General features: G+C 69.5%; 21 protein-coding genes and 1 pseudogene. 16 read left to right on the top strand and 6 right to left on the bottom strand.

Annotated features, from left to right (window positions below):
- Window positions 1–116: 116 nt before the first annotated feature.
- The 6 genes and pseudogenes from ACZ60E_RS41810 to ACZ60E_RS41785 form a co-directional block, all read left to right on the top strand.
- Window positions 117–488, top strand: a pseudogene (locus ACZ60E_RS41810) (STAS domain-containing protein); the annotation flags it as partial.
- Window positions 489–890: 402 nt separating this feature from the next.
- Window positions 891–1,394, top strand: coding sequence for an ATP-binding protein (locus ACZ60E_RS41805; RefSeq protein WP_189769731.1), 504 nt, complete (start codon window positions 891–893; stop codon window positions 1,392–1,394).
- Window positions 1,395–2,072: 678 nt separating this feature from the next.
- Window positions 2,073–2,780, top strand: coding sequence for an LPXTG cell wall anchor domain-containing protein (locus ACZ60E_RS41800; RefSeq protein ID WP_384810595.1), 708 nt, complete (start codon window positions 2,073–2,075; stop codon window positions 2,778–2,780).
- A gap of 37 nt (window positions 2,781–2,817) precedes the next feature.
- Complete coding sequence (locus ACZ60E_RS41795; RefSeq protein ID WP_469447432.1) at window positions 2,818–3,750, top strand: COG1470 family protein; 933 nt, start codon at window positions 2,818–2,820, stop codon at window positions 3,748–3,750.
- A gap of 65 nt (window positions 3,751–3,815) precedes the next feature.
- On the top strand, window positions 3,816–5,015 hold the full coding sequence (locus ACZ60E_RS41790) for a hypothetical protein (protein WP_469447471.1): 1,200 nt from the start codon (window positions 3,816–3,818) through the stop codon (window positions 5,013–5,015).
- A gap of 77 nt (window positions 5,016–5,092) precedes the next feature.
- Complete coding sequence (locus ACZ60E_RS41785; RefSeq protein ID WP_469447470.1) at window positions 5,093–6,379, top strand: hypothetical protein; 1,287 nt, start codon at window positions 5,093–5,095, stop codon at window positions 6,377–6,379.
- A gap of 136 nt (window positions 6,380–6,515) precedes the next feature.
- Here the strand turns inward: ACZ60E_RS41785 and ACZ60E_RS41780 are convergent, their stop codons facing one another.
- Complete coding sequence (locus tag ACZ60E_RS41780) at window positions 6,516–8,018, bottom strand: oligopeptide:H+ symporter (RefSeq protein ID WP_469447430.1); 1,503 nt, start codon at window positions 8,016–8,018, stop codon at window positions 6,516–6,518.
- Window positions 8,019–8,568: 550 nt separating this feature from the next.
- On the opposite strand from ACZ60E_RS41780, the gene ACZ60E_RS41775 reads away from it, so the two are divergent.
- Together ACZ60E_RS41775 and ACZ60E_RS41770 are read left to right on the top strand one after the other, a co-directional pair.
- Window positions 8,569–9,246 (top strand): response regulator transcription factor, encoded by a 678-nt coding sequence (locus ACZ60E_RS41775; RefSeq protein ID WP_107015675.1) that lies wholly within the window; start codon window positions 8,569–8,571, stop codon window positions 9,244–9,246.
- Window positions 9,247–9,389: 143 nt separating this feature from the next.
- Window positions 9,390–10,658 (top strand): ATP-binding protein, encoded by a 1,269-nt coding sequence (locus ACZ60E_RS41770; RefSeq protein WP_384813044.1) that lies wholly within the window; start codon window positions 9,390–9,392, stop codon window positions 10,656–10,658.
- A gap of 226 nt (window positions 10,659–10,884) precedes the next feature.
- Here ACZ60E_RS41770 and ACZ60E_RS41765 read toward each other — a convergent pair whose 3' ends face one another.
- Window positions 10,885–11,454 (bottom strand): GtrA family protein, encoded by a 570-nt coding sequence (locus ACZ60E_RS41765; protein WP_384813057.1) that lies wholly within the window; start codon window positions 11,452–11,454, stop codon window positions 10,885–10,887.
- 192 nt (window positions 11,455–11,646) lie between these two features.
- Here ACZ60E_RS41765 and ACZ60E_RS41760 point away from each other — a divergent pair, with 192 nt between their 5' ends.
- The 3 genes from ACZ60E_RS41760 to ACZ60E_RS41750 are packed head-to-tail and all read left to right on the top strand — an operon-like array spanning window position 11,647 to window position 14,530.
- Window positions 11,647–12,807 (top strand): 5-(carboxyamino)imidazole ribonucleotide synthase, encoded by a 1,161-nt coding sequence (locus tag ACZ60E_RS41760; RefSeq protein WP_469447428.1) that lies wholly within the window; start codon window positions 11,647–11,649, stop codon window positions 12,805–12,807.
- The gene (gene purE, locus ACZ60E_RS41755; RefSeq protein WP_107015678.1) at window positions 12,804–13,337 is read left to right on the top strand and encodes a 5-(carboxyamino)imidazole ribonucleotide mutase; all 534 of its coding nucleotides are present in this window, start codon (window positions 12,804–12,806) and stop codon (window positions 13,335–13,337) included. The genes ACZ60E_RS41760 and purE overlap by 4 nt, the downstream gene beginning before the upstream one ends.
- 14 nt (window positions 13,338–13,351) lie before the next feature.
- On the top strand, window positions 13,352–14,530 hold the full coding sequence (locus ACZ60E_RS41750) for a dipeptidase (RefSeq protein ID WP_469447468.1): 1,179 nt from the start codon (window positions 13,352–13,354) through the stop codon (window positions 14,528–14,530).
- Here ACZ60E_RS41750 and ACZ60E_RS41745 read toward each other — a convergent pair.
- Window positions 14,527–15,738 carry a class I SAM-dependent methyltransferase gene (locus ACZ60E_RS41745; RefSeq protein ID WP_469447426.1) on the bottom strand — a complete coding sequence of 404 codons (1,212 nt, stop codon included), beginning with the start codon at window positions 15,736–15,738 and terminating at the stop codon, window positions 14,527–14,529. The genes ACZ60E_RS41750 and ACZ60E_RS41745 overlap by 4 nt on opposite strands.
- A gap of 324 nt (window positions 15,739–16,062) precedes the next feature.
- On the opposite strand from ACZ60E_RS41745, the gene ACZ60E_RS41740 reads away from it, so the two are divergent.
- From ACZ60E_RS41740 to ACZ60E_RS41720, 5 genes are all read left to right on the top strand, one after another.
- Complete coding sequence (locus ACZ60E_RS41740) at window positions 16,063–16,893, top strand: polysaccharide deacetylase family protein (protein ID WP_469447466.1); 831 nt, start codon at window positions 16,063–16,065, stop codon at window positions 16,891–16,893.
- On the top strand, window positions 16,890–17,654 hold the full coding sequence (locus tag ACZ60E_RS41735; protein WP_384813033.1) for a polysaccharide deacetylase family protein: 765 nt from the start codon (window positions 16,890–16,892) through the stop codon (window positions 17,652–17,654). Before ACZ60E_RS41740 ends, ACZ60E_RS41735 begins: the two co-directional genes overlap by 4 nt.
- A gap of 511 nt (window positions 17,655–18,165) precedes the next feature.
- Window positions 18,166–18,474, top strand: a complete 309-nt coding sequence (groES, locus tag ACZ60E_RS41730; protein WP_003998759.1) for a co-chaperone GroES — start codon at window positions 18,166–18,168, stop codon at window positions 18,472–18,474.
- A gap of 117 nt (window positions 18,475–18,591) precedes the next feature.
- Window positions 18,592–20,217, top strand: coding sequence for a chaperonin GroEL (gene groL, locus ACZ60E_RS41725; protein ID WP_107015682.1), 1,626 nt, complete (start codon window positions 18,592–18,594; stop codon window positions 20,215–20,217).
- Window positions 20,218–20,640: 423 nt separating this feature from the next.
- Window positions 20,641–20,841, top strand: coding sequence for a DUF397 domain-containing protein (locus tag ACZ60E_RS41720; protein WP_469447424.1), 201 nt, complete (start codon window positions 20,641–20,643; stop codon window positions 20,839–20,841).
- Between the two features lie 760 nt (window positions 20,842–21,601).
- On the opposite strand, the gene ACZ60E_RS41715 is transcribed toward ACZ60E_RS41720, so the two are convergent.
- From ACZ60E_RS41715 to ACZ60E_RS41705, 3 genes are all read right to left on the bottom strand, one after another.
- Window positions 21,602–22,462, bottom strand: a complete 861-nt coding sequence (locus ACZ60E_RS41715; RefSeq protein ID WP_469447423.1) for a helix-turn-helix domain-containing protein — start codon at window positions 22,460–22,462, stop codon at window positions 21,602–21,604.
- A gap of 353 nt (window positions 22,463–22,815) precedes the next feature.
- The gene (locus ACZ60E_RS41710; RefSeq protein ID WP_469447421.1) at window positions 22,816–23,244 is read right to left on the bottom strand and encodes a hypothetical protein; all 429 of its coding nucleotides are present in this window, start codon (window positions 23,242–23,244) and stop codon (window positions 22,816–22,818) included.
- Between the two features lie 15 nt (window positions 23,245–23,259).
- On the bottom strand, window positions 23,260–23,577 hold the full coding sequence (locus tag ACZ60E_RS41705; protein ID WP_469447464.1) for a PadR family transcriptional regulator: 318 nt from the start codon (window positions 23,575–23,577) through the stop codon (window positions 23,260–23,262).
- Between the last annotated feature and the right edge of the window lie 14 nt (window positions 23,578–23,591).

Below are 23,591 nucleotides of genomic sequence, written 5' to 3'. Positions count from 1 at the left end.
GTTTTGCGGTGAAATGTCCGATTCTTGGCGGTTGTTCGGGTGTCAGAGTGTGCAGGGAAGGCGTAGGGTTCGAGTGCGTCAACGAACAACCACATCGGCCGGAAGAGAGAGACGGCATGGACCGCGGGACGGTCGGCAGCGCACAGTCGGGCCGGCTTTTGGTCGAGGTGCGAGAAGAGGGCACTAGTGCCGTCGTCACCCCGGCGGGTGAGCTGGATCACCATACGGCGGATCTTCTGCGCGAACCGGTCGAGGACTGCCTCGACCGCGGGTTCGTGCGTCTCGTCGTGGACTGCTCACGGTTGGAGTTCTGCGACTCCACCGGGTTGAACGTCCTTCTCGGTGCTCGGCTGCGTGCCGAAGCCGCCGGAGGCGGGGTCCACCTGGCAGGAATGCTGCCGGTGGTGGCCCGGGTCTTCGAGATCACCGGGGCGGAGGCCGTCTTCACCGTGCACGACACGCTGGAAGCGGCATTGGACGACAAGAGCGGGGCAGGTGACTCCGCGGTGGCGGACGGCTCCGCGGCGGCGGGCGAGGCCGGTACCGACCGGCCCGCGGGCGATCGGGGTGACTAGTCGCCCCGAGGCGCTGTCCTGCGGCACAGTTGTGTCCAGGCCGGCTTCGACGTGACCGATGTGATCGACGTGATCAATGTGATCCACGCGATAACGGAGTCTCGTCATCCGTACCGAACAAGTGGGTGTTCCGACGGTTCGGTCGGGCAGGAGACATCCTGAATATGTCAACGGACCCAACGGCAAGTGCGCGGCAGTCCCGGACCACTCCCGGAGCCCGAGTGTCCTGAGCTTTCCGAGTGCGCCGCATGTGCTGAATGTGCTGAGAACTGAGTCTTGAATCGTGAACTGGTGAATCGGTGAGGTGAAGCGCTGATGAGCACCACCCGGCCTTACTCGCCGGGCGACCGCGGCCCTGAATCGGGCGACGGCGGCGCTTCCGGGGCGTCTCCGGGCGGTACGCCCCCCGGGCGTCACGCCCGCCGGCTGAACTTCGACGGCGAGAGCGGGGTCGTTCCGCTCGCCCGCGACTTCGCACGGCAGGCGCTGTACGAGTGGGGGTGGCTGCCCGCGGCCACCGCCGATCGGCGGGCCGCGGCGGAGGATGTGCTGCTGGTCGTCTCCGAACTCGTCACCAACGCCTGTCTGCACGCCGAGGGTCCCGACGAGCTCTGGATCTCCTGCGAGAACAAGGTGCTGCGGATCGAGGTGTCCGACCGTGGGGCCGGTCAGCCCGCGCCGCGGACGCCGCACCGGGCCGGGCGGCCCGGTGGGCACGGGATGTTCATCGTGCAGCGGCTGTGTCTGGACTGGGGTGTGATCCGGGCGGAGGGGGTTGCCGGGAAGACGGTCTGGGCGGAGTTGGGCGCCCCCGCGTAGCGCTCCGCTGTGGTTGGCGTTGCCCTGTGTGGGGTGCGCTGGCTGTTTGGTTTTCGGGTGCGGGTCCGGTGGGGGCTGGTCGCGCAGTTCCTCGCGCCCCTGATGGGGGCGGTCCTTTGGACCTGGCCCGCGCTGCGTTGCGCTGTGTGGGGTGCGCTGGCTGTTTGGTTTTCGGGTGCGGGTCCGGTGGGGGCTGGTCGCGCAGTTCCTCGCGCCCCTGATGGGGGCGGTCCTTCGGACCTGGCCCGCGCTGCGTTGCGCTGTGTGGGGTGCGCTGGCTGTTTGGTCTTCGTCCGCGGGTTCGGTGGGGGCTGGTCGCGCAGTTCCCCGCGCCCCTTATCGGGGCGGCCCTTCGGGCCTGCCCCGCGTCGCGTTGCCCGCGTCGCGTTGCCCGCGTCGCGTTGCCCGCGTCGCGTTGCCCGCGTCGCGTTGCCCGCGTCGCGTTGCCCGCGTCGCGTCGCCTCCGGGGCGTTGGTCGCCCCGTGACGACTCCCGGGAGTCGACCCCCGGCAGGCGTTCCCTCGTCGTCTGGTCCATGCGCATTGGATCCTCACGGATCCGGTGCGCATTTTGTCTTCCCTCGGCAAGGGGCCGGGCGTACCTTGACGGCCGATCTGATGTTCCGTCAGGAACTGACTCAGGAATGGTGTCAGGAACGCCTTCGGGAATGAGGGGACCGTGTCATACCGGACGTACCAGAAACGAACCGCAGCGATCGCGTCCGCCGCGGCCCTGGCCGGCTCGGCGGTGCTGATGGCCGCCCCCGCAGCCCGGGCCGACGTGGTGGACGTCAACTACCAGTGCAAGACCCCGATCGGTGACAAGTCGGCCGTCTCGCCCATCGACATCAAGAGCGTCAAGAGCGGCAGCGGCTACCGGCTCACGATGACCTTCGAGAAAGGCGTCTCGTCCAGCCCCGTCGAACTGGGCAAGGGCGCGATGAACCCGAGCGCGGTCATCAAACTCGGCGGCGCCGACAGCGGCACCGTGGCGGTCAAGGGCCCACCGAACCCGGCCGCGATCCCCGCCAACACCCCCATCAAGATCACCGATCTGACCGGCACGTACACCCCGAAGGGCAGCGGAAAGGTCACCTTCACCGCGGGTGTGCTGACCATCAAGGCCCTCGGTACGACGACCACGTGCACCCCCGGCAACAGCCCGAAGCCCTCGCTGACCCTGACCGTCGCGGCGGCGGGCGGCGGCTCCACGGGCGGCTCGGGCACCACCGGTTCCTCGCAGGACGCCCCGGCCGGCGGTGAGGATCTGCCGCAGACCGGCCCCGAGGACTCCGCGATCGCCCTCGGCACGCTCGGCGGCACCGTCCTGCTGGCAGGCGCGGCCGGCGTGCTGTGGCTGACCCGGCGCCACCAGGCCCGCGGCTGAACCACCCCGCACCAGCCCTTCTGCTACGGAGCCGCCGATGCCGTTCGCCGTCCGTGCCCTCTGCCTCGCCTCCGTGACCGTGCTCGGTGTCGCCCCGGTCTCCGCGGCCGACGCCGACTGGTCCGTCGTGCCCTCGGCGGGCGGGGGCCGGGACGGCCGGCCGTACTTCTACGCCGAGGGCGCGCCCGGCACGGTCCTCCAGGACACGGTGTCCGTGCGCAACCCCGGCGGAAAGCCGCTGACGGTACGGCTCCGGGGCGCCGACGCCGACAACGACGGCGACGGAACGCTCTCCGTACGGGCACGGGCGAAGGACACCGGAGCCTGGATCAACTTCGCCGAGCGGACGGTACGCATCCCCCCGCGCACCCGCGCCGACGTGCCCTTCACCGTGAGCGTCCCGGCGGACACCGCGCCCGGCGACCACCCCGGCGCGATCCTCGCGAGCGCCGGGGGCCGGACCGCGGCCGTACGGGTCCAGCTGCGCGTCGGCGGCCCGACCCTCTCGGCGCTCACGGTCGAACACGTGCGGATCCACGGCGGCCACATCTCCTACGAGCTGGTCAACCGCGGCACCACCGTGCTGACCCCGAAACTCGCCGTACGGGCCGAGGGGCTGTTCGGCGAGGTGCTCGACCGGGCCCCGCGCACCCTGCCCGTCGAACTGCTTCCCGGCCGCCGCGTACGCCTCGACGAACCCTGGCCCGATCCGCCCGCCCTCGACGGCGTCGACGTCGAGCTGACGGTCACGGCGGAGGGCGGGGCCCGTGCGGAGGCCGCCGCGGAAACGTGGTTCGTGCCGAAGACGGCGGCGATGGCGGGCGCGTCGGCCGGCCTCGCGGTGTGCGCGGGCGGTGCCCTCTGGTTCGTACGGCGTATGCGGCTCGTACGGCGTCGGGGGCAGCCGGGGCCGACCGCGGCCGGCGGACAGGCGCGTACGGAAGTCGAGTCGACGGGAGCGGTGATGTGAGCGGCACGGCTGAAGGGGTGTGTCGGTGGCGGGCGGCCGTGGCGGCGGTGGTCGTGGCGCTCGGGATGGTGCTGTTCCCACTGGTGGCGGGTACCGCCTCCGCGGCGGAGAAACCGCAGGTGAAACTCTCCAAGTCGCAGGCGGGGACGGGTGGTTCCCTCACGGTGAGCGGCAGCGGCTGGCGGGCGAACGCCCTGCTGATGGTGCTCATCTGCGGGCGGTCCTCGGTCGACCGGGGCGTGATCGGCGGAACCAACTCCTGCGCCAACGCGGACGGACGGGCCGTCACCACCGACGCGAAGGGCCGGTTCAGCAAGAAACTGCCGGTCACCGAACCGCCCGTACCGTGCCCCTGCGTGGTCCATGTCGCGACCGTCACCGGCGCGAAGGCGGAGGCCGACGCCTCCTTCCTGGTCGCGGGACACGAGGTCGAGCCGCTGCCCAAGGAGGACACCGCGGGGCGGCTCTCGGTGCTCACCGACACGCAGCTCGACGGGTCGAGCGGTCTGCTCACCTGGTTCGGCGCTCCGCCGTCCCGCAAGCTCGTCTTCACCGTCGGCAACGTCGGTACCACCCCCGTGAAGAACCCGGTCTTCCAGGTCGGCACCTCGCACGGCGTGTTCGCCCCGCAGTGGGAGGAACACCAGTGGCGCGGCACGATCGGCCCCGGCAAGAAGGCGCGGATCACCCTGCCGGTGGAACTGACCGCCGGTGCGCACGGCGACTACACGGTCGCCCTGAAGTTCGGCGGCAAGGTGCTCGCCGAACAGCCGTGGGGCGTGGGCCGCCCCTGGGGCGTGACCCTCTTCTGGATCCTGGTCTGCGTCGTCGTGCCGGCCGCGCTGTTCCGGACCGGGATGGCCGTGGTGGACCGGGTGCGGCCGGGTGGACCCAACCAGCGCGCCGGACGGTTCGGAAGCGGCAGGGGCGGCGGGGGCGGGGGCGGACGGAGCGTGCGGCCCGGCCGGGGCGCGCACGGCGTGCGGCGCGGGGGGCTGCGGCTGCCCGACGTCACCCTGCGGATGCCGAAGCTGAACCTCTCGCCTGCCTCCAGGGACTCCGACGACGCCCACGACTCTGCGGGCTCGGGCTCGGGCTCCGGCTCCGTTTCCGGCACAGGTACGCCGACGGGGGCCCGTACGCGTACGCAGTCCGCTCTGCCCTGGTTCACCCCGGACACCGATCCCGGGGCCACCGAGGCCGATCAGCTCTCCGCACCGCACGAGAACACCCCGACGACCCCCACCAGGAAGGGAAACACGTGAGCACGCAACGGAGAGTCCGGCCGAGACCGAAGAAGCCCGGAGGCGGCCGGAGAGCGAGCGCGGCCGGAGTCGCGATGATGCTCGGCGGTGCGGGAGTCCTGCTGGCGGTGGCGGCGGCGCCCGCCCAGGCCGCCGAGGTGTCCTACGCGACCGACTGCGTACCCCCTCCGATCTCCGGGCTGCCGACGGTCAAGGGCACCACCAAGGTCGAGGTCACCGCACCCGCCACGGCGAAGGTCGGTGACGAGGTCGAGGTGGTGTGGAAGTTCACGCAGGCCGCGTCCAAGAACCCCGACCTCATCGACCTGCCCGCCAACTCCGTGCAGCCGTCCGGCACCCTCAAGGCGGCCGGTGCGCAGACCGCGTCCGTCGCGATGCAGGGGCCGCGCGAGAACCCGGCGATCCCCAAGGGCGGGGCGATGATCCTGTCCGACATGAAGGGCAAGCTGAAACTGACGACGGCCGGTGAGGTGACGCTGACACCGGACGCGTACGCCATCAACGTCATGTCCACGGACACCAAGTGCGCGCCCACGGAGACGGTGAAGCCCGCCGCGACGATCAAGGTCACGGCGGGGGACGGGGATCCGCCTCCCGAGTCGCCCGATCCGACGAGTCCGACGCCCACGCCGACAGGGGGCACCACCGGGGGCGAGACCGGTGGAGACACCGGCGGTGACACCGGGGGCAGTGACACGGGCGGCAGCACCGGCGGCGACGGGGAACAGACCGACTTCACCGGCAAGGCGGTCGACATCCCCTACGCGTGCAAGACGCCGATCGGGGACAAGAACGCCACCTCGCCGGTGCAGATCAACGCCAAGAAGAACGGCGGGAGTTACGACCTCACCGTCCAGTTCAAGGGGTCCGTGATGGACAGCCCCGCCGATATCCCGGCCGACTCGGTCAAGCCGTCGATGGAGGTCGTGCTGGGCGGCGCGGACAAGGGAACGGTGGCGGTAGAAGGGCCGACCAACTCCGAAGCCATCAAGTCCGGGGATCCCATGGTGATCTCCGACATGACCGGTACGTACAAGCCGGGCGCGGACGGGGAGTCGACGCTGTCGCCGGGCGTGCTGACGGTGAAGGCGCTAGGGACGACGACCACGTGTACGCCGACGAAGTCCGCGGTGTCCCTGACGCTCGACACCTCTGCCCAGCCGGGTGGGGCGGCCGGGGGGAGTGGCTCCGCCGGGGGCAGTGCTTCCGGTTCCGGGGGGAGCGCCTCTGGTTCCGGGGGCGGGCTCGCTGACACCGGTAGTGATGACGGTGGGGGGTTGCGGGCGCTCGGGTTTGTGGCGGGGACGGCGGTGCTGCTGGGTGGAGCGGTGTTCACCTTTATGCCCCGGGGGCGGCGGGGGTGAGGTGCGTGGGCATCTGACGGTCCGCTGTGGCTGGCCGCGCAGTTCCCCGCGCCCCTAAAAGATTGCGCAGTTCCCCGCGCCCTCAGATACCTGGGGGCGCGGGGAACTGCGCAATCTTTTTGTCTTCGGCGGGCGACTAGTTGACGTTGCCCATCAAGGACTTGACCTTGTTGCGGTACATGAAGATCGCCACGCCCGCCACGACCGCGAGGGTCGCCTCCAACGCCACGATCCCCATCCCGTTCAGGCCGACGCCCGCGATGGAGAGCAGCGCGGTGGTGGCGTCGCCGGCGGTGACCGCCAGGAACCAGACGCCCATCATCTGCGAGGCGTACTTCGCGGGGGCCATCTTCGTGGTGACGGAGAGGCCGACCGGGGAGACGGCCAGTTCACCGACGGTCTGTACGAAGTAGATGGCGACCAGCCACATCGCGGCGGCCTTGTGACCGCCGTCGGCGATCGTCAGCGGGGCCAGGAAGAGGAAGAACGAGGCGCCGACCAGGACCAGACCGGACGCGAACTTGACGATCGTGCTCGGCTCGCGGCCGGCCCGGTTCAGCGCCAGCCACGCCCAGGCGAAGACCGGGGCGAGCGCCATGATCATGACCGGGTTGACCGACTGGTACCAGGACACCGGGAAGCCCCAGCCGAAGACGCTGTTCTCGGCCGACGACTCGGCGAAGATCGACAGCGTCGAGCCGCCCTGGTCGTAGATCATCCAGAAGACGGCCGCGGCGACGAAGAACCAGATGTACGCGGACATCCGCGACTGCTCGACCCGGTCGAGCGACTTGTCGCGCTTGATCCTGGCGATCACCCAGACCGGGATGATCAGGCCGATGAGCGCGAGCGGGACCATGATCCAGTTCAGCGTGTAGTGGCCGGAGAGGCCGACGGCGGCGTAGAAGACCGCGGCGACGGCCAGCCACAGCAGACCCTTGCGCAGGGTCGAGGACTTCTCCTCGGCGGACATCGGCGTCGGGACGACGTCGGACCGCGCGTCGAGGTGGCGGCGGCCCATCAGGAACTGCGCCAGGCCCAGTGCCATGCCGAGCGCGGCGAGCGCGAAGCCCAGGTGCCAGTTCACCTTCTCGCCGATGGTGCCGATCACCAGCGGAGCGGCGAAGGCGCCCAGGTTGATGCCGATGTAGAAGACGGTGAAGCCGCCGTCGCGGCGCGGGTCGTCCGGGCCCTTGTAGAGGTGGCCGACCATCGTCGAGATGTTGGCCTTCAGCAGACCGGAGCCGATCGCGACGAGGCCGAGGCCGGCGAAGAAGGTGCCGGACGAGGGCAGCGCCAGCGTCAGATGGCCCAGCATGATGACCAGTCCCGCGACGGCGACGGTCTTGCGGGGGCCGAGCACCCGGTCCGCGAACCAGCCGCCGGGGAGGGCGAGCAGGTACACGAGCGACAGGTACACCGAGTAGATCGCGGTCGCGGTGGTCGCGCTCAGGTGCAGGCCGCCGGGTGCGACCAGGTAGAGCGGGAGCAGTGCCCTCATGCCGTAGTAGGAGAACCTCTCCCACATCTCGGTCATGAAGAGTGTGGCCAGTCCGCGGGGGTGGCCGAAGAAGGTCTTCTCGTGTCCGGAACCGGGGGTGCCCGGAGAGACCGAGTCCTTCGTCAGGCTGGACGCCATGGTCGTTCCTTGCTGGTCGGGACGCGCCGCCGAGGCGGACACCGCCGCAGCGGAGGCCGTTTCGAGCGGAATGGGGTTGCGCGCCCGGTGGGGGAGGCGGCCGGCACCGGCGGGTCGGCCGTCCCGCCCCACGCCCACGGGGAGTCCGTTCCGTCCTCGGTCGACGAGGTCGGAGCGGTGGACGACGACCACCGGGATCCACGCCCGTCGCGCGTTCTCACGCGCCGGGCCCGGCCACAGGTCATTCCTTCCAAGGCTGGTAGACACCAGCCCGCACACAAAAGAGACCTTCAGCGTGAAGCTTTCGCCAAAGGTCCCTGTGTGCTGCTACAGGCGTCTGGTCACCATAAGGCCCTACGCCATAGCAATGCCGCATATGGCATGACTTGAGAGATGGATCACAGGCGTGGATGGAACCATGCGCCTGATTCGAAGGCCGTTCACAGATTTACATCCTGAACCCCAGGGTCGCACGGTGCGGAGGGGGCCCGGCCAACACGGATGTCGATCACCCTCACTGCGCCGCTCCATGGCGGACTACCATCAGTTCATGACCCGAGTACTGCTCGCCGAGGACGACGCGTCCATCTCGGAACCCCTGGCTCGCGCCCTGCGCCGCGAGGGGTACGAGGTTGAGGTACGCGAGGACGGACCCACCGCGCTCGACGCGGGCATCCAGGGCGGTATCGATCTGGTCGTGCTCGACCTCGGGCTGCCCGGAATGGACGGCCTGGAGGTGGCCCGGCGGCTGCGCGCCGAGGGGATGACCGTGCCGGTCCTCATCCTGACCGCGCGCGCCGACGAGGTGGACACCGTCGTGGGCCTGGACGCGGGCGCCGACGACTACGTGACCAAGCCCTTCCGTCTCGCCGAACTGCTGGCCCGCGTACGGGCCCTGCTGCGGCGCGGCGCGGCCGAGCCCCAGCAGCCGCCCGCCACCCACGGGGTGCGGATCGACGTCGAGTCGCACCGGGCGTGGATGGGCGACGAGGAGCTGCAGCTGACGGCCAAGGAGTTCGACCTGCTCCGGGTACTCGTCAGGGACGCCGGCCGGGTCGTCACGCGCGACCAGCTGATGCGCGAGGTCTGGGACACCACGTGGTGGTCGTCCACCAAGACGCTCGACATGCACATCTCCTGGCTGCGGAAGAAACTGGGCGACGACGCGGCGAATCCGCGGTACATCGCGACGGTACGAGGAGTGGGCTTCCGCTTCGAGAAGAGTTGACCCGTTGCTGTCGGCCGCGCCCCCTCGCCGTCGTGTCGTCGGTGGGTGCGCGGCAGCGGGCCGTGCGTGGCTGGTCGCGCAGTTCCCCGCGCCCCTGACGGGGCGTGGGCCCAGCCCGGATCATCAGTAGCCCGGAGGGACCTGTGCGTCGCCGTCTCATCAATTCCACGCTGGCCGTCGTGCTGGTGGTGATCGCCGTGTTCGGGGTCTCGCTCGTCATCGTCGAGACCCGCACGATCAGCAACAGCGCCCAGGAACGGGTGGACTCCGAGGCGGTACGGCTGGTCAGCATCGTCGACAGCCGCATCCTCGGCGACGAGCAGGTCAACGCCCGGGTCCTCAAGGACCAGGTCACGGGCGACCGGTACGCGCGCATCGAGATCCCGGGCCGCGACTCCATCCACATCGGCACGCCGCCCACCGGTGACGTCATCACCTCCACCCGCGAGGGCGAGGAGGGCGAGACCGTCACGGTGGAGGAGGCGCGCTCGGCGGTCACCCGTGAGGTCGGCCGGACGCTGCTGATCATCGCCGCGGTGGCCCTGCTCGCGGTGATCGCCGCCGTCCTCCTCGCGGTACGCCAGGCCAACCGGCTCACCTCCCCGCTGACCGACCTCGCGGAGACCGCGGAACGGCTCGGCTCGGGGGACCCGCGCCCGCGCCACAAGCGGTACGGGGTGCCGGAGCTGGACCGGGTCGCCGATGTGCTGGACGGCTCGGCCGAGCGCATCGCCCGCATGCTGACGGCCGAGCGGCGCCTCGCGGCCGACGCCTCGCACCAGCTGCGTACGCCGCTGACCGCGCTGTCCATGCGGCTGGAGGAGATCACCCTCACCGACGACCCGAGCACGGTCAAGGAGGAGGCGACCATCGCGCTGGCGCAGGTCGAGCGGCTCACCGACGTGGTGGAGCGGCTGCTGACCAACGCCCGCGACCCGCGTACCGGGTCCGCCGTCACGTTCGACCTCGACGAGGTCATCAAGCAGCAGCTCGCCGAGTGGCGCCCGGCCTACCGCAACGCGGGCCGCGCGATCGTCAGCTCGGGCAAGCACCATCTGCAGGCCGTCGGGACGCCGGGGGCCGTGGCGCAGGTCCTCGCCGCGCTGATCGAGAACTCGCTGATGCACGGCGGTGGGACGGTCGCGCTGCGGACACGGGTCACCGGCAACCAGGCCGTGATCGAGGTCACCGACGAGGGGGCGGGGGTGCCGGCCGATCTGGGTGCGCGGATCTTCGAGCGGGCGATCAGTGGGCGCAACTCCACGGGGATCGGGCTCGCTGTCGCCCGTGACCTCGCGGAGGCGGACGGGGGGCGGCTGGAGATGCTTCAGGCTCAGCCGCCGGTGTTCGGGTTGTTCTTGTCTCGTACGCCGTTGAAACGGCGGGACGGTGACGAGCCCACGGTCCGTTAGGGGGCCTTCGGTTCGGCTTGTGTTCGGGTGGCGTCGCGTGCTGGAGAGGTGCGGCGCCGTGGGGGCCGGTCGCGCAGTTCCCCGCGCCCCTAAAGGCAAAGGATTGCGCCGTTCCCCGCGCCCCTAAAAAGCTAAAAGCGAAAGACTGCGCAGTTCCCCGCGCCCCTGAAGGGCGAAAAACCAAAAGACTCCGCCGTTCCCCGCGCGCCTTAGGGGCTCATGGGGGTCAGCGGACCCTTTGGACCTGGCGGACGGGTCGGGGCGGGTGGTCTTCTGCCAGGTACGGGGTCGGGGGCTCCGGGAACGGGGCCGTGTCGGGTGCCGGGGCGTGGGTCGGGGCGACCCGGAAGACCCATGTGCGGTACGACCAGAAGCGGAAGAGGGTCGCGATGCCGATGCCGACGAACTTGAAGACGTTGCTCGCCAGCGGGCTGTCGAAGCCCAGGCCGTACGTCGCGGCGAAGAGGAACCCGTTCTCGATGACGAGCCCGACCGCGCTGAACAGGACGAACAGCGTCAGTTCCTTCGTACGGCCGCTCTTGTCGCGATCGCGGTACGTGAAGTAGCGGAAACCGATGTAGTTCGAGACGATGGCGACGACCGTGGCGATCACACTGGCCCGTACGACCTGCAGGTCGGTCGTGTGGCGCACCAGGTTGAAGACGATCAGGTTGACGAGAAGACCGGCTCCGCCGACCGCGCCGAACTTGGCGATCTCCCTGGTCAGGCGCTCGATCCGGAGGCGCACAACGCTGGCCTGCCCGGCATGAGCCCCGCGTTTACCAGCTGTGCCCATGGTGTCGCCCAGCCCCCGTCTCGTCGGATCCGTCATTTTCGTCAACCTTCGTCGACTCAGCCATGCTAACCAGCGGTTCCCCCGGGTGCCCGGCCCGGACTCGAAGATGTGGCCCGGATGTGATGAACCCGCACAATTTCCGATGAACGGGCGCGCGACGGGGTGGCTCGAAACGGCCGATACCCTGGGGGTGTGACGTTCCCGGTAGTCGGCATGGTCGGCGGCGGTCAGCTCGCTCGTATGACGCACGAGGCTGGCATCCCGCTCGGCATCAGGTTCAAGCTCCTCAGTGACACCCCCCAGGACTCTGCGGCGCAGGTGGTCAGCGAGGTCGTCGTAGGCGACCATCGCGACCTCGGCACGCTGCGGGCCTTCGCGCGGGGCTGCGACGTGATCACGTTCGATCACGAACATGTACCCACCGAGCATCTGCGGGCACTGGAGGCGGACGGCATCCCCGTGCGCCCCGGCCCCGACGCGCTCGTGCACGCCCAGGACAAGGGCGTGATGCGCGCGAAGCTCGTCGAGATCGGGGTGCCGTGCCCACGGCACCGGATCGTGAGCGATCCGGCCGACGTGGCCGCGTTCGCGGCGGAAGGGCTCCCCGAAGGGGCCGAGGGGGACGGCTTCCCGGTCGTCCTCAAGACCGTCCGCGGCGGGTACGACGGCAAGGGCGTGTGGGTCGTGCGGTCCGCGGCCGACGCCGAGGACCCCTTCCGGGCCGGCGTCCCGGTCCTCGCGGAGGAGAAGGTCGACTTCGTCCGCGAGCTGGCCGCCAACGTCGTACGGTCGCCGCACGGCCAGGCCGTGGCGTACCCGGTGGTCGAGTCCCAGCAGGTCGACGGGGTCTGCGACACGGTGATCGCGCCCGCGCCCGGCATCTCCGAGGAGCTGGCGCTGAAGGCCGAGGAACTGGCCCTGCGCATCGCGAAGGAACTCGGCGTCGTCGGCCACCTCGCCGTCGAGCTGTTCGAGACCCATGACGGCCGCATCCTCGTCAACGAACTGGCCATGCGCCCGCACAACTCCGGCCACTGGACGCAGGACGGCGCGATCACCTCCCAGTTCGCCAACCACGTCCGCGCGGTCCTGGACCTGCCCCTGGGCGACCCGCGCCCGCGCGCGAAGTGGACGGTCATGGTGAACGTCCTGGGCGGCGACTACCCCGACATGTACTCCGCGTACCTGCACTGCATGGCACGCGACCCCCAGCTCAAGATCCACATGTACGGAAAGGACGTGAAGCCCGGCCGCAAGGTGGGCCACGTCAACACCTACGGCGACGACCTCGACGACGTGCTGGAGCGCGCCCGTCACGCAGCCGGCTACCTCAGAGGAACGATCACCGAATGAGTCCTGTCGTAGGCATTGTCATGGGGTCGGACTCCGACTGGCCCGTCATGGAGGCCGCCGCGAAGGCCCTCGACGAGTTCGAGATCGCGTACGAGGTCGACGTGGTCTCCGCCCACCGGATGCCCCGCGAGATGATCACGTACGGCGAGGAGGCGGCCGGCCGCGGCCTGAAAGCGATCATCGCGGGCGCGGGCGGCGCGGCCCATCTGCCCGGCATGCTCGCCTCGGTCAGCCCGCTGCCCGTGATCGGCGTACCGGTGCCGCTGAAGTACCTCGACGGCATGGACTCGCTGCTGTCGATCGTCCAGATGCCGGCCGGTGTCCCGGTCGCCACGGTCTCGGTGGGCGGCGCGCGCAACGCGGGCCTGCTCGCCGCCCGCATCCTGGCCACGCACGACGAGGAACTCCTCGCCCGGATGCGTGACTTCCAGCAGGAGCTGAACGACCAGGCCACCGAGAAGGGCAAGCGGCTGCGCTCCAAGGTCGAGAGCGGCGCGGGCACGGGCAGCGGCTTCGGCTTCGGAAAGTGACGGACGTGACCACCATGCCTTCTCTCGAAGAAGCCCGCGCGTTCCTGGCCGACTTCCCCGTGGTCGACGGCCACAACGACCTGCCCTGGGCGCTGCGCGAACAGGTCCGCTACGACATCGGCGCCCGCGACATCGCCGCCGACCAGAGCGCGCACCTGCACACCGACCTGGCGCGGCTGCGCGCGGGCGGCGTCGGCGCGCAGTACTGGTCGGTGTACGTGCGCTCGGACCTGCCCGGCGCGGTCACGGCGACCCTCGAACAGATCGACTGCGTACGGCAGCTGATCGCGCGCTACCCCGCCGATCTGCGCGCGGCCCTGACCGCCGCCGACATGGAGGCGGCGCGCGCCGAGGGCCGGATCGCCTCGCTGATGGGAGCCGAGGGCGGCCACTCCATCGACAACTCCCTCGCCACCCTGCGCGGCCTGTTCGAGCTGGGGGTCCGCTACATGACCCTCACCCACAACGACAACATCGCGTGGGCGGACTCGGCGACCGACGAGCCGGTCGTCGACGGCCTGTCGCCGTTCGGCCACGAGGTCGTACGCGAGATGAACCGCCTGGGCATGCTGGTGGACCTCTCCCATGTGGCCGCCACGACCATGCGGGACGCGCTGGACACGTCCACCGCGCCGGTGATCTTCTCCCACTCGTCCTCGCGCGCGATCTGCGACCACCCGCGCAACATCCCGGACGACGTCCTGGAGCGCCTGCCCGCCAACGGCGGTGTGGCGATGGTGACGTTCGTGCCGAAGTTCGTCCTCCAGGCCGCCGTCGACTGGACGGAGGCCGCGGACGAGAACATGCGCGAGAAGGGCTTCCACCACCTCGACTCGACCGCCGAGGCGATGAAGGTCCACCAGGCCTTCGAGGAGTCCACCCCCCGCCCGGTCGCGACCGTCTCGACGGTCGCCGACCACCTCGACCACATGCGTGAGGTGGCGGGCGTCGACCACCTGGGCATCGGCGGCGACTACGACGGCACGGCGTTCACCCCGGACGGCCTCGGTGACGTCTCCGGCTACCCGAACCTGATCGCGGAGCTCCTGGACCGCGGCTGGTCGAAGCCGGACCTCGCCAAGCTGACCTGGCAGAACTCGGTACGGGTGCTGGCCGCCGCCGAGGACGTGGCGCGCGACGAGCAGTCCCGCAGGGGCCCGTCGAACGCGACCCTGGAGCAGCTGGACGGTTAGTTTCCGGGTGTGGTGACGGGGTGCCCCAGGAGCATGGCCGGGGCGCCCTGCACCCGCGTCAGGAACACGGTCGCGGAGTGCGGCCCCTGCGGCTTCACCTTGCGCCGCAGCTCCTCCGGCTCGACGGCCGACCCGCGCTTCTTCACGGTCAGGACGCCCACCTCGCGCTGCCGCAGCAGCGCCTTGAGCTTCTTGACGCCGAAGGGCAGCTGGTCGGTGATCTCGTAGGCGGTCGCGTACGGGGTGGCCGTCGCGGAGTCCGCGGTGACGTAGGCGATGGTCTCGTCGACCAGCCCTCCGCCGTCCAGCTCCGCGGCCACCTCGGCGACCAGATGCGCGCGGATGACGGCGCCGTCGGGCTCGTACAGGAAACGTCCCACGGGCCGCACCGCGGGATCGGGCAGTCCGCGGCCGAGGAGGGTCCGCGCGGCGGGCAGCAGGGTCGCGCGGACCGAGCCCGCCTCCCCGGTGCCGAACCACAGCACGGCCTCCTTCACGTCCCCGGCGTCCGAGATCCACTCGGCCCCGGCCTCGGCGGGCACGGCCTCGTGCGGAATGCCGGGGGCGATCTTCAGCGCGGCGAGAGGTGCCTTGAGGGCAGCCCGGACGGCCCACGACAGGGGCGGTGAGTAGGCCTCGGGGTCGAAGATCCGCCCGCGCCCGCCCCGGCGCCCCGGATCCACGAACACGGCGTCGTACCCGGCGGTGTCGACCTCGGTGACATCGGCCTCGCGTACCTCGATCAGCTCCGCCAGCCCGAGCGCCTCGGCGTTCGCGCTGGCCACGGCCGCGGTCAGCGGGTCCCGGTCGACGGCGAGGACCCGGATCCCGGCACGGGCGAGCGCGATCGCGTCACCGCCGATGCCGCAGCACAGGTCGGCCACGGACCGCACCCCCAGTGCCTGGAAGCGCGCGGCACGGTACGCGGCGACGCTCGCCCGGGTCGACTGCTCGACCCCGTTCGGCGTGAAGAACATCGCCGCCGCGTCCGCCGCCCCGAACTTCGCTACGGCCCGCTGCCGCAGCCGCGCCTGCCCGAGCGCGGCCGACACGAGCCCGACGGGATGGTCACGCCGCAGCCGCGTCGCCACGGCCAGTTCCTGGGCCGGTTCGGTACCGCGCACCTCGTCGAGCAGGGCACGCCCCTCGGACGTACGCAGAGCGGCGAAGGAGGCGAGCGGGGAGTCCGGCGGATCGAGGTCGTTCACCGCCCCATTGTGGGCCAGTCGGTGGACGGCACGCGCGCGACGGCGGTGTCGCCCCGGAGAAGGCCCCTTGACCTGGGAGTATCCGACCCCATGCGACTTGTAAGACAAGCTGACAGCGCCCCGAAAGGGGCGCGGGGAACTGCGCGGCCCGCCCCCACCGGCCCGCAGACGACTGTCCGTCGGTCCCGCGCGGCGGCACGCGCGATCTTGACCCTGCTGGCAGCCACCGCCAGCGCCCCGAAAGGGGCGCGGGGAACTGCGCGACCCGCCCCCACCGGCCCGCGGTCGACCGTCCACCCGTCCCGGGCAGCGGCACGCACGGCCCTGGCCCTGCTGGCAGCCACCGCACTGGCAACCGCCTGCTCGGCCCCGGCCCAGCCCCCCAAAGACGTCAAGCCGGCCGCAGGCCAACAGGCAGCGGCCAAACTCCGTCAGGAACAACGCGCCCACGCCGCGGCGGTGAAGAGATGGGGCCTCCACAAGGCCCCCCTGCCCGCCCCGCCCGCCCCGGCGAAGAAGCCGCACATCGACACCCGTGACGGCTTCGAGGTGGACGACCACGAAGGACTGCCGCCCGTCTTCACGACGATCCCCACCAAGGACAAGGTCGTCTTCCTCACCATCGACGACGGCGCCGAGAAGGACCCGGCGTTCCTGCGGATGATGAGCGAGCTGAAGATCCCGTACACCGCCTTCCTCAGTGACTACCTGGTCAAGGAGGACTACGGGTACTTCAAGAAGATGCAGGCCACGGGCGTCTCCCTGAACAACCACACCCTCCACCACCGCTATATGCCCGGCCTGTCGTACGCCGCGCAGAAGCGTGAGATCTGCGGGATGCAGGACGTGATCGAGAAGCGGTACGGAAAGCGGCCGACGCTCTTCCGCCCGCCTTTCGGCAACTACAACGAGGACACCCTGCGGGCCGCCAAGGCCTGCGGCATCAAGGCGGCGCCCCTCTGGAACGAGGAGGTCTTCGTCGACCACTGGGAGTACCGGGAGTGGGACCGCGACCTGCGCCCCGGAGACATCGTTCTCAGCCACTTCCGCGGCAAGGAGGACTGGCAGGGCACGATGCCCGACATGGTCCGCCGCTTCCTGAAGCTGATCACCGACAAGGGGTACGCGGTGGCCCGCCTGGAGGACTACCTGTGAGGCGCCGGGGGGCCACCGCCGCACTTCTGGCAGGCGTGCTCTGCCTCGCCGGCTGCGCCCAGTCCGTCGACCCCATCGAACGGCTGGGCAAGAAGGCGGCGGAGAAGGTACGCACACACGGGCCCCCCGTGGACGCGTACCGCCGCTGGGGGCTGAGCGCCCCGCTCGCCCGTGCGCCGGGCCCCTCCGTCCCGCGGCCCGCCTTACGGGCCGCGGGGCCCGGCCTGCCGCCCGTGGTGGACCGCGTCCCGACCCGCGACAAGGTCGTCTTCCTGACCTTCGACGACGGCGCGGAGAGGGATCCGCGGTTCGTCGACATGGTGCGGGAGCTGCGGCTGCCGGTGAGCGTGTTCCTCACGGACAGCGTCGTGGGGCCGGGGTACGCGCACTTCGGCCGGCTGCGGGCGGTCGGTGCGAGCGTGCAGAACCACACGCTCGATCATCCGTATCTGCCGGGGCTGCCGTACGAGGGGCAGCGGGCGGAGATCTGCGGGCAGCAGGAGAAGCTGAAGCGGCGGTTCGGGATTCGGCCTCGGCTGTTCCGGCCGCCGTACGGCGATTACAACGGCGACACGTTGCGGGCCGCGGGGGATTGTGGGATCGCTGCGGTTGTTCTCTGGCGGGATCCAGCGCGGTTGCGGGCGGGGGACATTCTTCACTGTCCTGAGGGGGGTGGGGCGTTGACGGGGGCGACCGTCGGGATGCTGCGCCGCGTCCAGGAGCAGGGGTTCGCTGTGGGGCGCCTGGAGGACTACCTGTAGGGGGCCCGGCTTTTCCTCGCCCCCGCCGCCCCTACCCGTCCCGTCCACGCATGGGGGCTGCGCCCCCTCGCCCCCCTTTGCGCAGTTCCCCGCGCCCCTGGGGGGGTGGGGGTGGGGGTAGAGGGGAGAGTGCGGAAGGTGGGCGGGGGGAAGGGCGGGCGCGGGTGTTTTTCAGGGGCGCGGGGAACTGCGCAATCTTTTGGGTCCGCCCCCACCGGGCCGCAGCCGACCACGCCCCAGCCCGTCCGGCGCTTGAGGACAACGGGGGGCCGGGGGCGCAGGCCCAGGGGCGGCAAGCCCGATTCCGACCCGCCCGGATGCCGCCAACCGCCGGAGGCAACTGGCACTCCGCTTGACCGAGTGCTAATCGCAGTCATAGTCTCGGCTCTGGCACTCACCGCAGGAGAGTGCCAATAGCGACGGGCAGGTCCGGCACCCGCGACGACGGATCCACCTGGTCGCCACCTCAGACAGTTAACCCCGTGAGATCTCCGAAGGGGGAGGTCGGATCGTGACGACCACCAGCTCCAAGGTTGCCATCAAGCCGCTCGAGGACCGCATTGTGGTCCAGCCGCTCGACGCCGAGCAGACCACCGCCTCTGGCCTGGTCATTCCGGACACGGCGAAGGAGAAGCCCCAGGAGGGCGTCGTCCTGGCCGTTGGTCCGGGCCGCTTCGAGAACGGCGAGCGGCTTCCGCTCGACGTGAAGACCGGCGACATCGTGCTTTACAGCAAGTACGGCGGCACCGAAGTGAAGTACAACGGCGAGGAGTACCTCGTCCTCTCGGCTCGCGACGTACTCGCGATCATCGAGAAGTAATTCACCCAGGTTTGCTTTGAACTGCGCCCCTGGCCCCAGCGAGTACTCCACACGAGTACTAAAAAGCGCCGGGTGCCCGGGGCGCCGTTCGTTTTTTGAGAGGACTGAATCAGCTCCATGGCGAAGATCCTGAAGTTCGACGAGGACGCCCGTCGCGCCCTTGAGCGCGGCGTCAACAAGCTTGCCGACACCGTGAAGGTGACGATCGGCCCCAAGGGCCGCAACGTCGTCATCGACAAGAAGTTCGGCGCCCCCACCATCACCAACGACGGCGTCACCATCGCCCGCGAGGTCGAGCTCGACGACCCGTACGAGAACCTCGGCGCCCAGCTGGTGAAGGAGGTGGCGACCAAGACCAACGACATCGCGGGTGACGGTACGACCACCGCCACCGTGCTGGCCCAGGCGCTCGTCCGCGAGGGCCTGAAGAACGTCGCCGCCGGCGCGTCCCCCGCCCTCCTCAAGAAGGGCATCGACGCGGCCGTCGCCGCGGTCTCCGAGGAGCTCCTCGCGACCGCGCGCCCGATCGACGAGAAGTCCGACATCGCGGCCGTCGCCGGTCTGTCCGCGCAGGACAGCCAGGTCGGCGAGCTCATCGCCGAGGCGATGGACAAGGTCGGCAAGGACGGTGTCATCACCGTCGAGGAGTCCAACACCTTCGGTCTGGAGCTGGACTTCACCGAGGGCATGGCCTTCGACAAGGGCTACCTGTCCCCGTACATGGTGTCCGACCAGGAGCGTATGGAGGCCGTCCTCGACGACCCGTACATCCTGATCCACCAGGGCAAGGTCTCCTCCATCCAGGACCTGCTTCCCCTGCTTGAGAAGGTCATCCAGACCAACGCGTCGAAGCCGCTGCTGATCATCGCCGAGGACGTCGAGGGCGAAGCCCTGTCGACCCTGGTCGTGAACAAGATCCGCGGCACCTTCAACGCGGTGGCCGTCAAGGCCCCCGGCTTCGGCGACCGCCGCAAGGCCATGCTCGGTGACATCGCGACGCTCACCGGCGCCACGGTCATCGCCGAGGAGGTCGGCCTCAAGCTCGACCAGGTCGGCCTGGACGTGCTGGGCACCGCCCGCCGCGTGACCGTCACCAAGGACGACACGACCATCGTCGACGGCGGCGGCAACAGCGCCGACGTGGCCGGCCGTGTCAACCAGATCAAGGCCGAGATCGACTCCACGGACTCCGACTGGGACCGCGAGAAGCTCCAGGAGCGCCTCGCGAAGCTGGCCGGCGGCGTGTGCGTGATCAAGGTCGGCGCCGCCACCGAGGTGGAGCTCAAGGAGAAGAAGCACCGTCTGGAGGACGCCATCTCCGCGACCCGCGCCGCGGTCGAGGAGGGCATCGTCTCCGGTGGTGGCTCCGCGCTCGTCCACGCCGTGAAGGTCCTCGAAGGCAACCTCGGCAAGACCGGCGACGAGGCGACCGGTGTCGCCGTCGTCCGCAAGGCCGCCGTCGAGCCGCTGCGCTGGATCGCCGAGAACGCCGGCCTGGAGGGTTACGTCATCACCTCCAAGGTCGCCGACCTCGACAAGGGCCAGGGCTTCAACGCCGCGACCGGCGAGTACGGCGACCTGGTCAAGGCCGGCGTCATCGACCCGGTCAAGGTCACGCGCTCCGCCCTGGAGAACGCCGCGTCCATCGCCTCCCTGCTCCTCACGACCGAGACCCTGGTCGTCGAGAAGCCGGCGGAGGAAGAGGCCGAGGCCGGCCACGGTGGCCACGGGCACTCGCACTAGGCGCTTCCCCGAGCGCGCGGTGAGTTGACCGCGGGCTCGGTGGGCGCTGAGCGCGCCCACGCGGCGGAGCCGCACATGGATACGGCCCCGCGCCCCTTCGGGGCGCAGCATGAAGGCCCGGCTTCCCGTCTCGGCGGGGGCCGGGCCTTCATGCTGCCGGGATGGTCTGGGTCCGCGAATCTGATAGTTCGTCCGTTGTCGACGCCGTGACTCCCCGTGGCCGGGGTGATTGGGCCAGATCTCGTATGGCGAATAAGGGTGAGCTTCACCTAACCTGGAGAGGTTGTAGCCCTTCGTAGTGTTTTGGGCACTCTGTGCGAATGTTTACCCGATGATTTCGGGGACCGCCTGCCACAGTGCACAACCGTCCACTACGCTCGAAGAGCACCATTTGGGCAGCTCGGGGAATCTAGGGGGACTGCGGTGGTTCATGAGGGGGAACCCTTATGGCGCAGGAGCAGCGCTTGTGGCAATGAGACGGAGTGTGTGGAGATAGCGGTGCGGGCCGAATGCGTTCTTGCTCGTGACTCCAAAACACCCGTTATGGCCGTGCTGTACTTCACCGCCGTCACATGGTCGAGCTTTCTCCGGGCTCTGTCACAGGGGGAGTTGCGAGACTCATGACTTTCTTACTGGGCGTCGGCAGGAGGTCTGAGGCAGCCATGGACACTGAGAAGTCTGCAGTGCACGGGGAGCGCAGGGGCCGTTCCCGGTCCACCGGCGTCGGAGGTGTCGCTGTCTTCCTGCTCGCCGTCGGGACGGTGGCCACCACGACAGCTGCCGCGACGTCGCTCTTGGTGGACAGCGTGGTAGCCAAGCGGGTCCTGTGGGGAGTAGTGCTCGTGGCTATCTCGGTCAGCGCAGGATTGTGGCGCGGAAATCAGGCTGTCACTGCATCCCCACCGAATTCTGATCGTCTTCCGTACGTCCCGCGCGCGGGTTCCCCTCGGTGAGACGGTTCTTCCGTCGTCGCAAGGCTCCCCGGGCCCACCATGTGAGGGCGGCCAGACATATTGCGCCCACCAGGCCGAGAGCCAGGGTGGCGATGTTCCCCCAGGGGAGTTCGAGTTCTCCGGACGCGTACCGAGCCACAAGGGCCAGCGAGCTCGATATGAGGAGGAGTAGGAGCGTGACTCCGACTCCGACTCCGACGAGGGTCGCGTCATTGGGCTCCTGTGGCGTATGTGGGGCGTCTTCCTGCGCGGCAGGGTTTTCTATCGGCTCGATACCGTTGGGAAGTTCCCCGGTGGCTTCGTCTTCGGTGAAACCGGTCGGGCCCGCCCCTTGCTCGTGAGTGTGCGTCAGCTTGCGCAGGCGCTGCCATGCTGACCTGGTCACGTCGATCCTCCCCCTGGTTCCACCGCTGGCGGTTGGTGATGCGGGCTCAACCCACGCCGAGGTCCTGCTTGATGCGGTCGATCAGGCCGAGTGACTCGGACTCGTCGAGCGCCATCTCCGTGATGTCCCGGTAGCACTTCTGATAGCGCTTCAACAGTTCGACGTCTTCGCCACCCGTCATGCTGCCAGCAGCATGCTCCAGGTACAGGAGGTCCTTGTCGTCGGTGAAGCCGAGCAGGACGAAGCTGCCCAGGGTGCTGTAGTGGGCGCCGGCCGCAAAGGGAAGCACCAGGATGGTCACATCGCTCCGGGTGCCGAAGTCCAGCAGTTGCTGCAGCTGCCCGGCCAAGACTTCTTTCCCGCCGATCTCGCGTCGTACGGCTGCTTCGTCGAGGATGAATACGGAGCTGAGTCGCTCCGCGGCCTCGAACATTCGAGACTGGCGCTCCATCCTGAGGTCGACCACACGGTTGACCCGCTCGTCATCGAGACCGCGGGGAGCGAGAAGCGCCTCCGCGTAGGCGCGGGTCTGCAGATGACCCGGTACCACGATGGGGTGGTACGTGTGCAGACGGGCGGCTGCGGTTTCGTACCCCAGGTACTGAGCGAACTGGGGACTGAGAACCTCGTGGTAGCCCGACCACCAGCTGGGACCCTTGCTTCCCCGGGCAGCTTCCTCCAGCTCCGCCACTACGGCGGGGTCGGTGATCCCGTAGACGTGTGCCAGCGCTCGCAGGTCACTGACGGAAATGCTGACCGCGCCGGTCTCTACCCGGATCAGTTTCGATTGCGACCACTCCACACGCTCGGCCGCCTCGCGCTGCGTGCAGCCCGCGTCCTCCCGCGCCCTGCGCAGCGCGATACGCAGCTTGCGTCGATTGAGACTTGGATCAACAGAGGGTGCCATCACCGCTCCTTCCGTCGTGCACGTACCCTGCACTTCATCCGCCATGCCATGAATGCCTGTGGCTTTCAACTCTATCCCTTAAGCGATGGTCAATCGGCTACTAGCTGATTGGCTTGTTCATGCTGCGGGCTGGTTCTGGAGAAGCGAGCGACCCGGTATCGGCGCTCTGGCGTGACAGTGTGCGAGCGGCGGACCCGCACGGAGGCCGACCGCACGGCCGGAGTCGAATCCGGCCGTGTGGCACCGGGCATTGCATGGTCATGTCCGGACCGTGAGGTGAAGTCGAAACGCGTGAGGGCCCCCACTCCGGTGGGGGCCCTGCGATGTCGAGCGCTCTGCCGTCCTCGTCGGCCTCAGTCGACCCGGCGCTGTGGATTACTCCACGTCTCCCAGCGGATTGAGCACACTCCCAGGAAGACGCGCAGGTAGTGAAATCGCGGAATGCGCCCTTCCTGCAGGCGCAGTTCGTTGCGGTGGTTCATCATTTCCTCGACGCGCCACTCGTCACCTTTGGGCAGCAGTGCCCCGATGACGAGCAGTCTGATCCCCACCCTTGTCTGCCTGCGATCCGAGGAGACGTCGCTGCGCGACTTCGAGAGACCGATGGCCACCCTTCCCACACGGGTGAAGAAGGTGCTCAAGGCCGGGGGCAGTAGGCCCACCAGGGTGTTCCCCATGTCTGTCTCAGTCGCGCGTCTCCACTTTAGGAACAGCAGCAACGCCAGCAGCAGGAGAAGTGCCGCCGAGGCAGAAAGGGCGACGGCGGCGAGAACGGTGACCATGGGTATGGGGTCCGATCAGTCCGTGACGGGGGTGGCCGCAGATGTGGTTGTCGGTGACGGCCTTCTCTTGTAGGCGCCGGCCAGAGCCAGTCGCGCTTGCTCTGCTCCGTCGGTGGTGAACGAGTAGTACCGGCGCCTTGGGCGTGGGGGGGTTGCAGCGGTGTGGGCGTCGGGGTCTTCCCAGGAACTCTCCAGTATTCCCGCTCGCTCCAGCCGGGCCAGGATGGGATGGATGGTTCCACTCTGTAGGCCCACCGCCTGGCCGACCGTCAGCCCGTACTGGGGCTGTGTCGGGTTCTGAAGCAGTTCCTTGAGGACCAGCTGAGTCTGCATGGTCATTCGGAGTC

The sequence above is a fragment of the Streptomyces sp. NPDC102514 genome (assembly GCF_055584525.1).
This window is presented reverse-complemented; position numbering and strand designations above follow the sequence as displayed.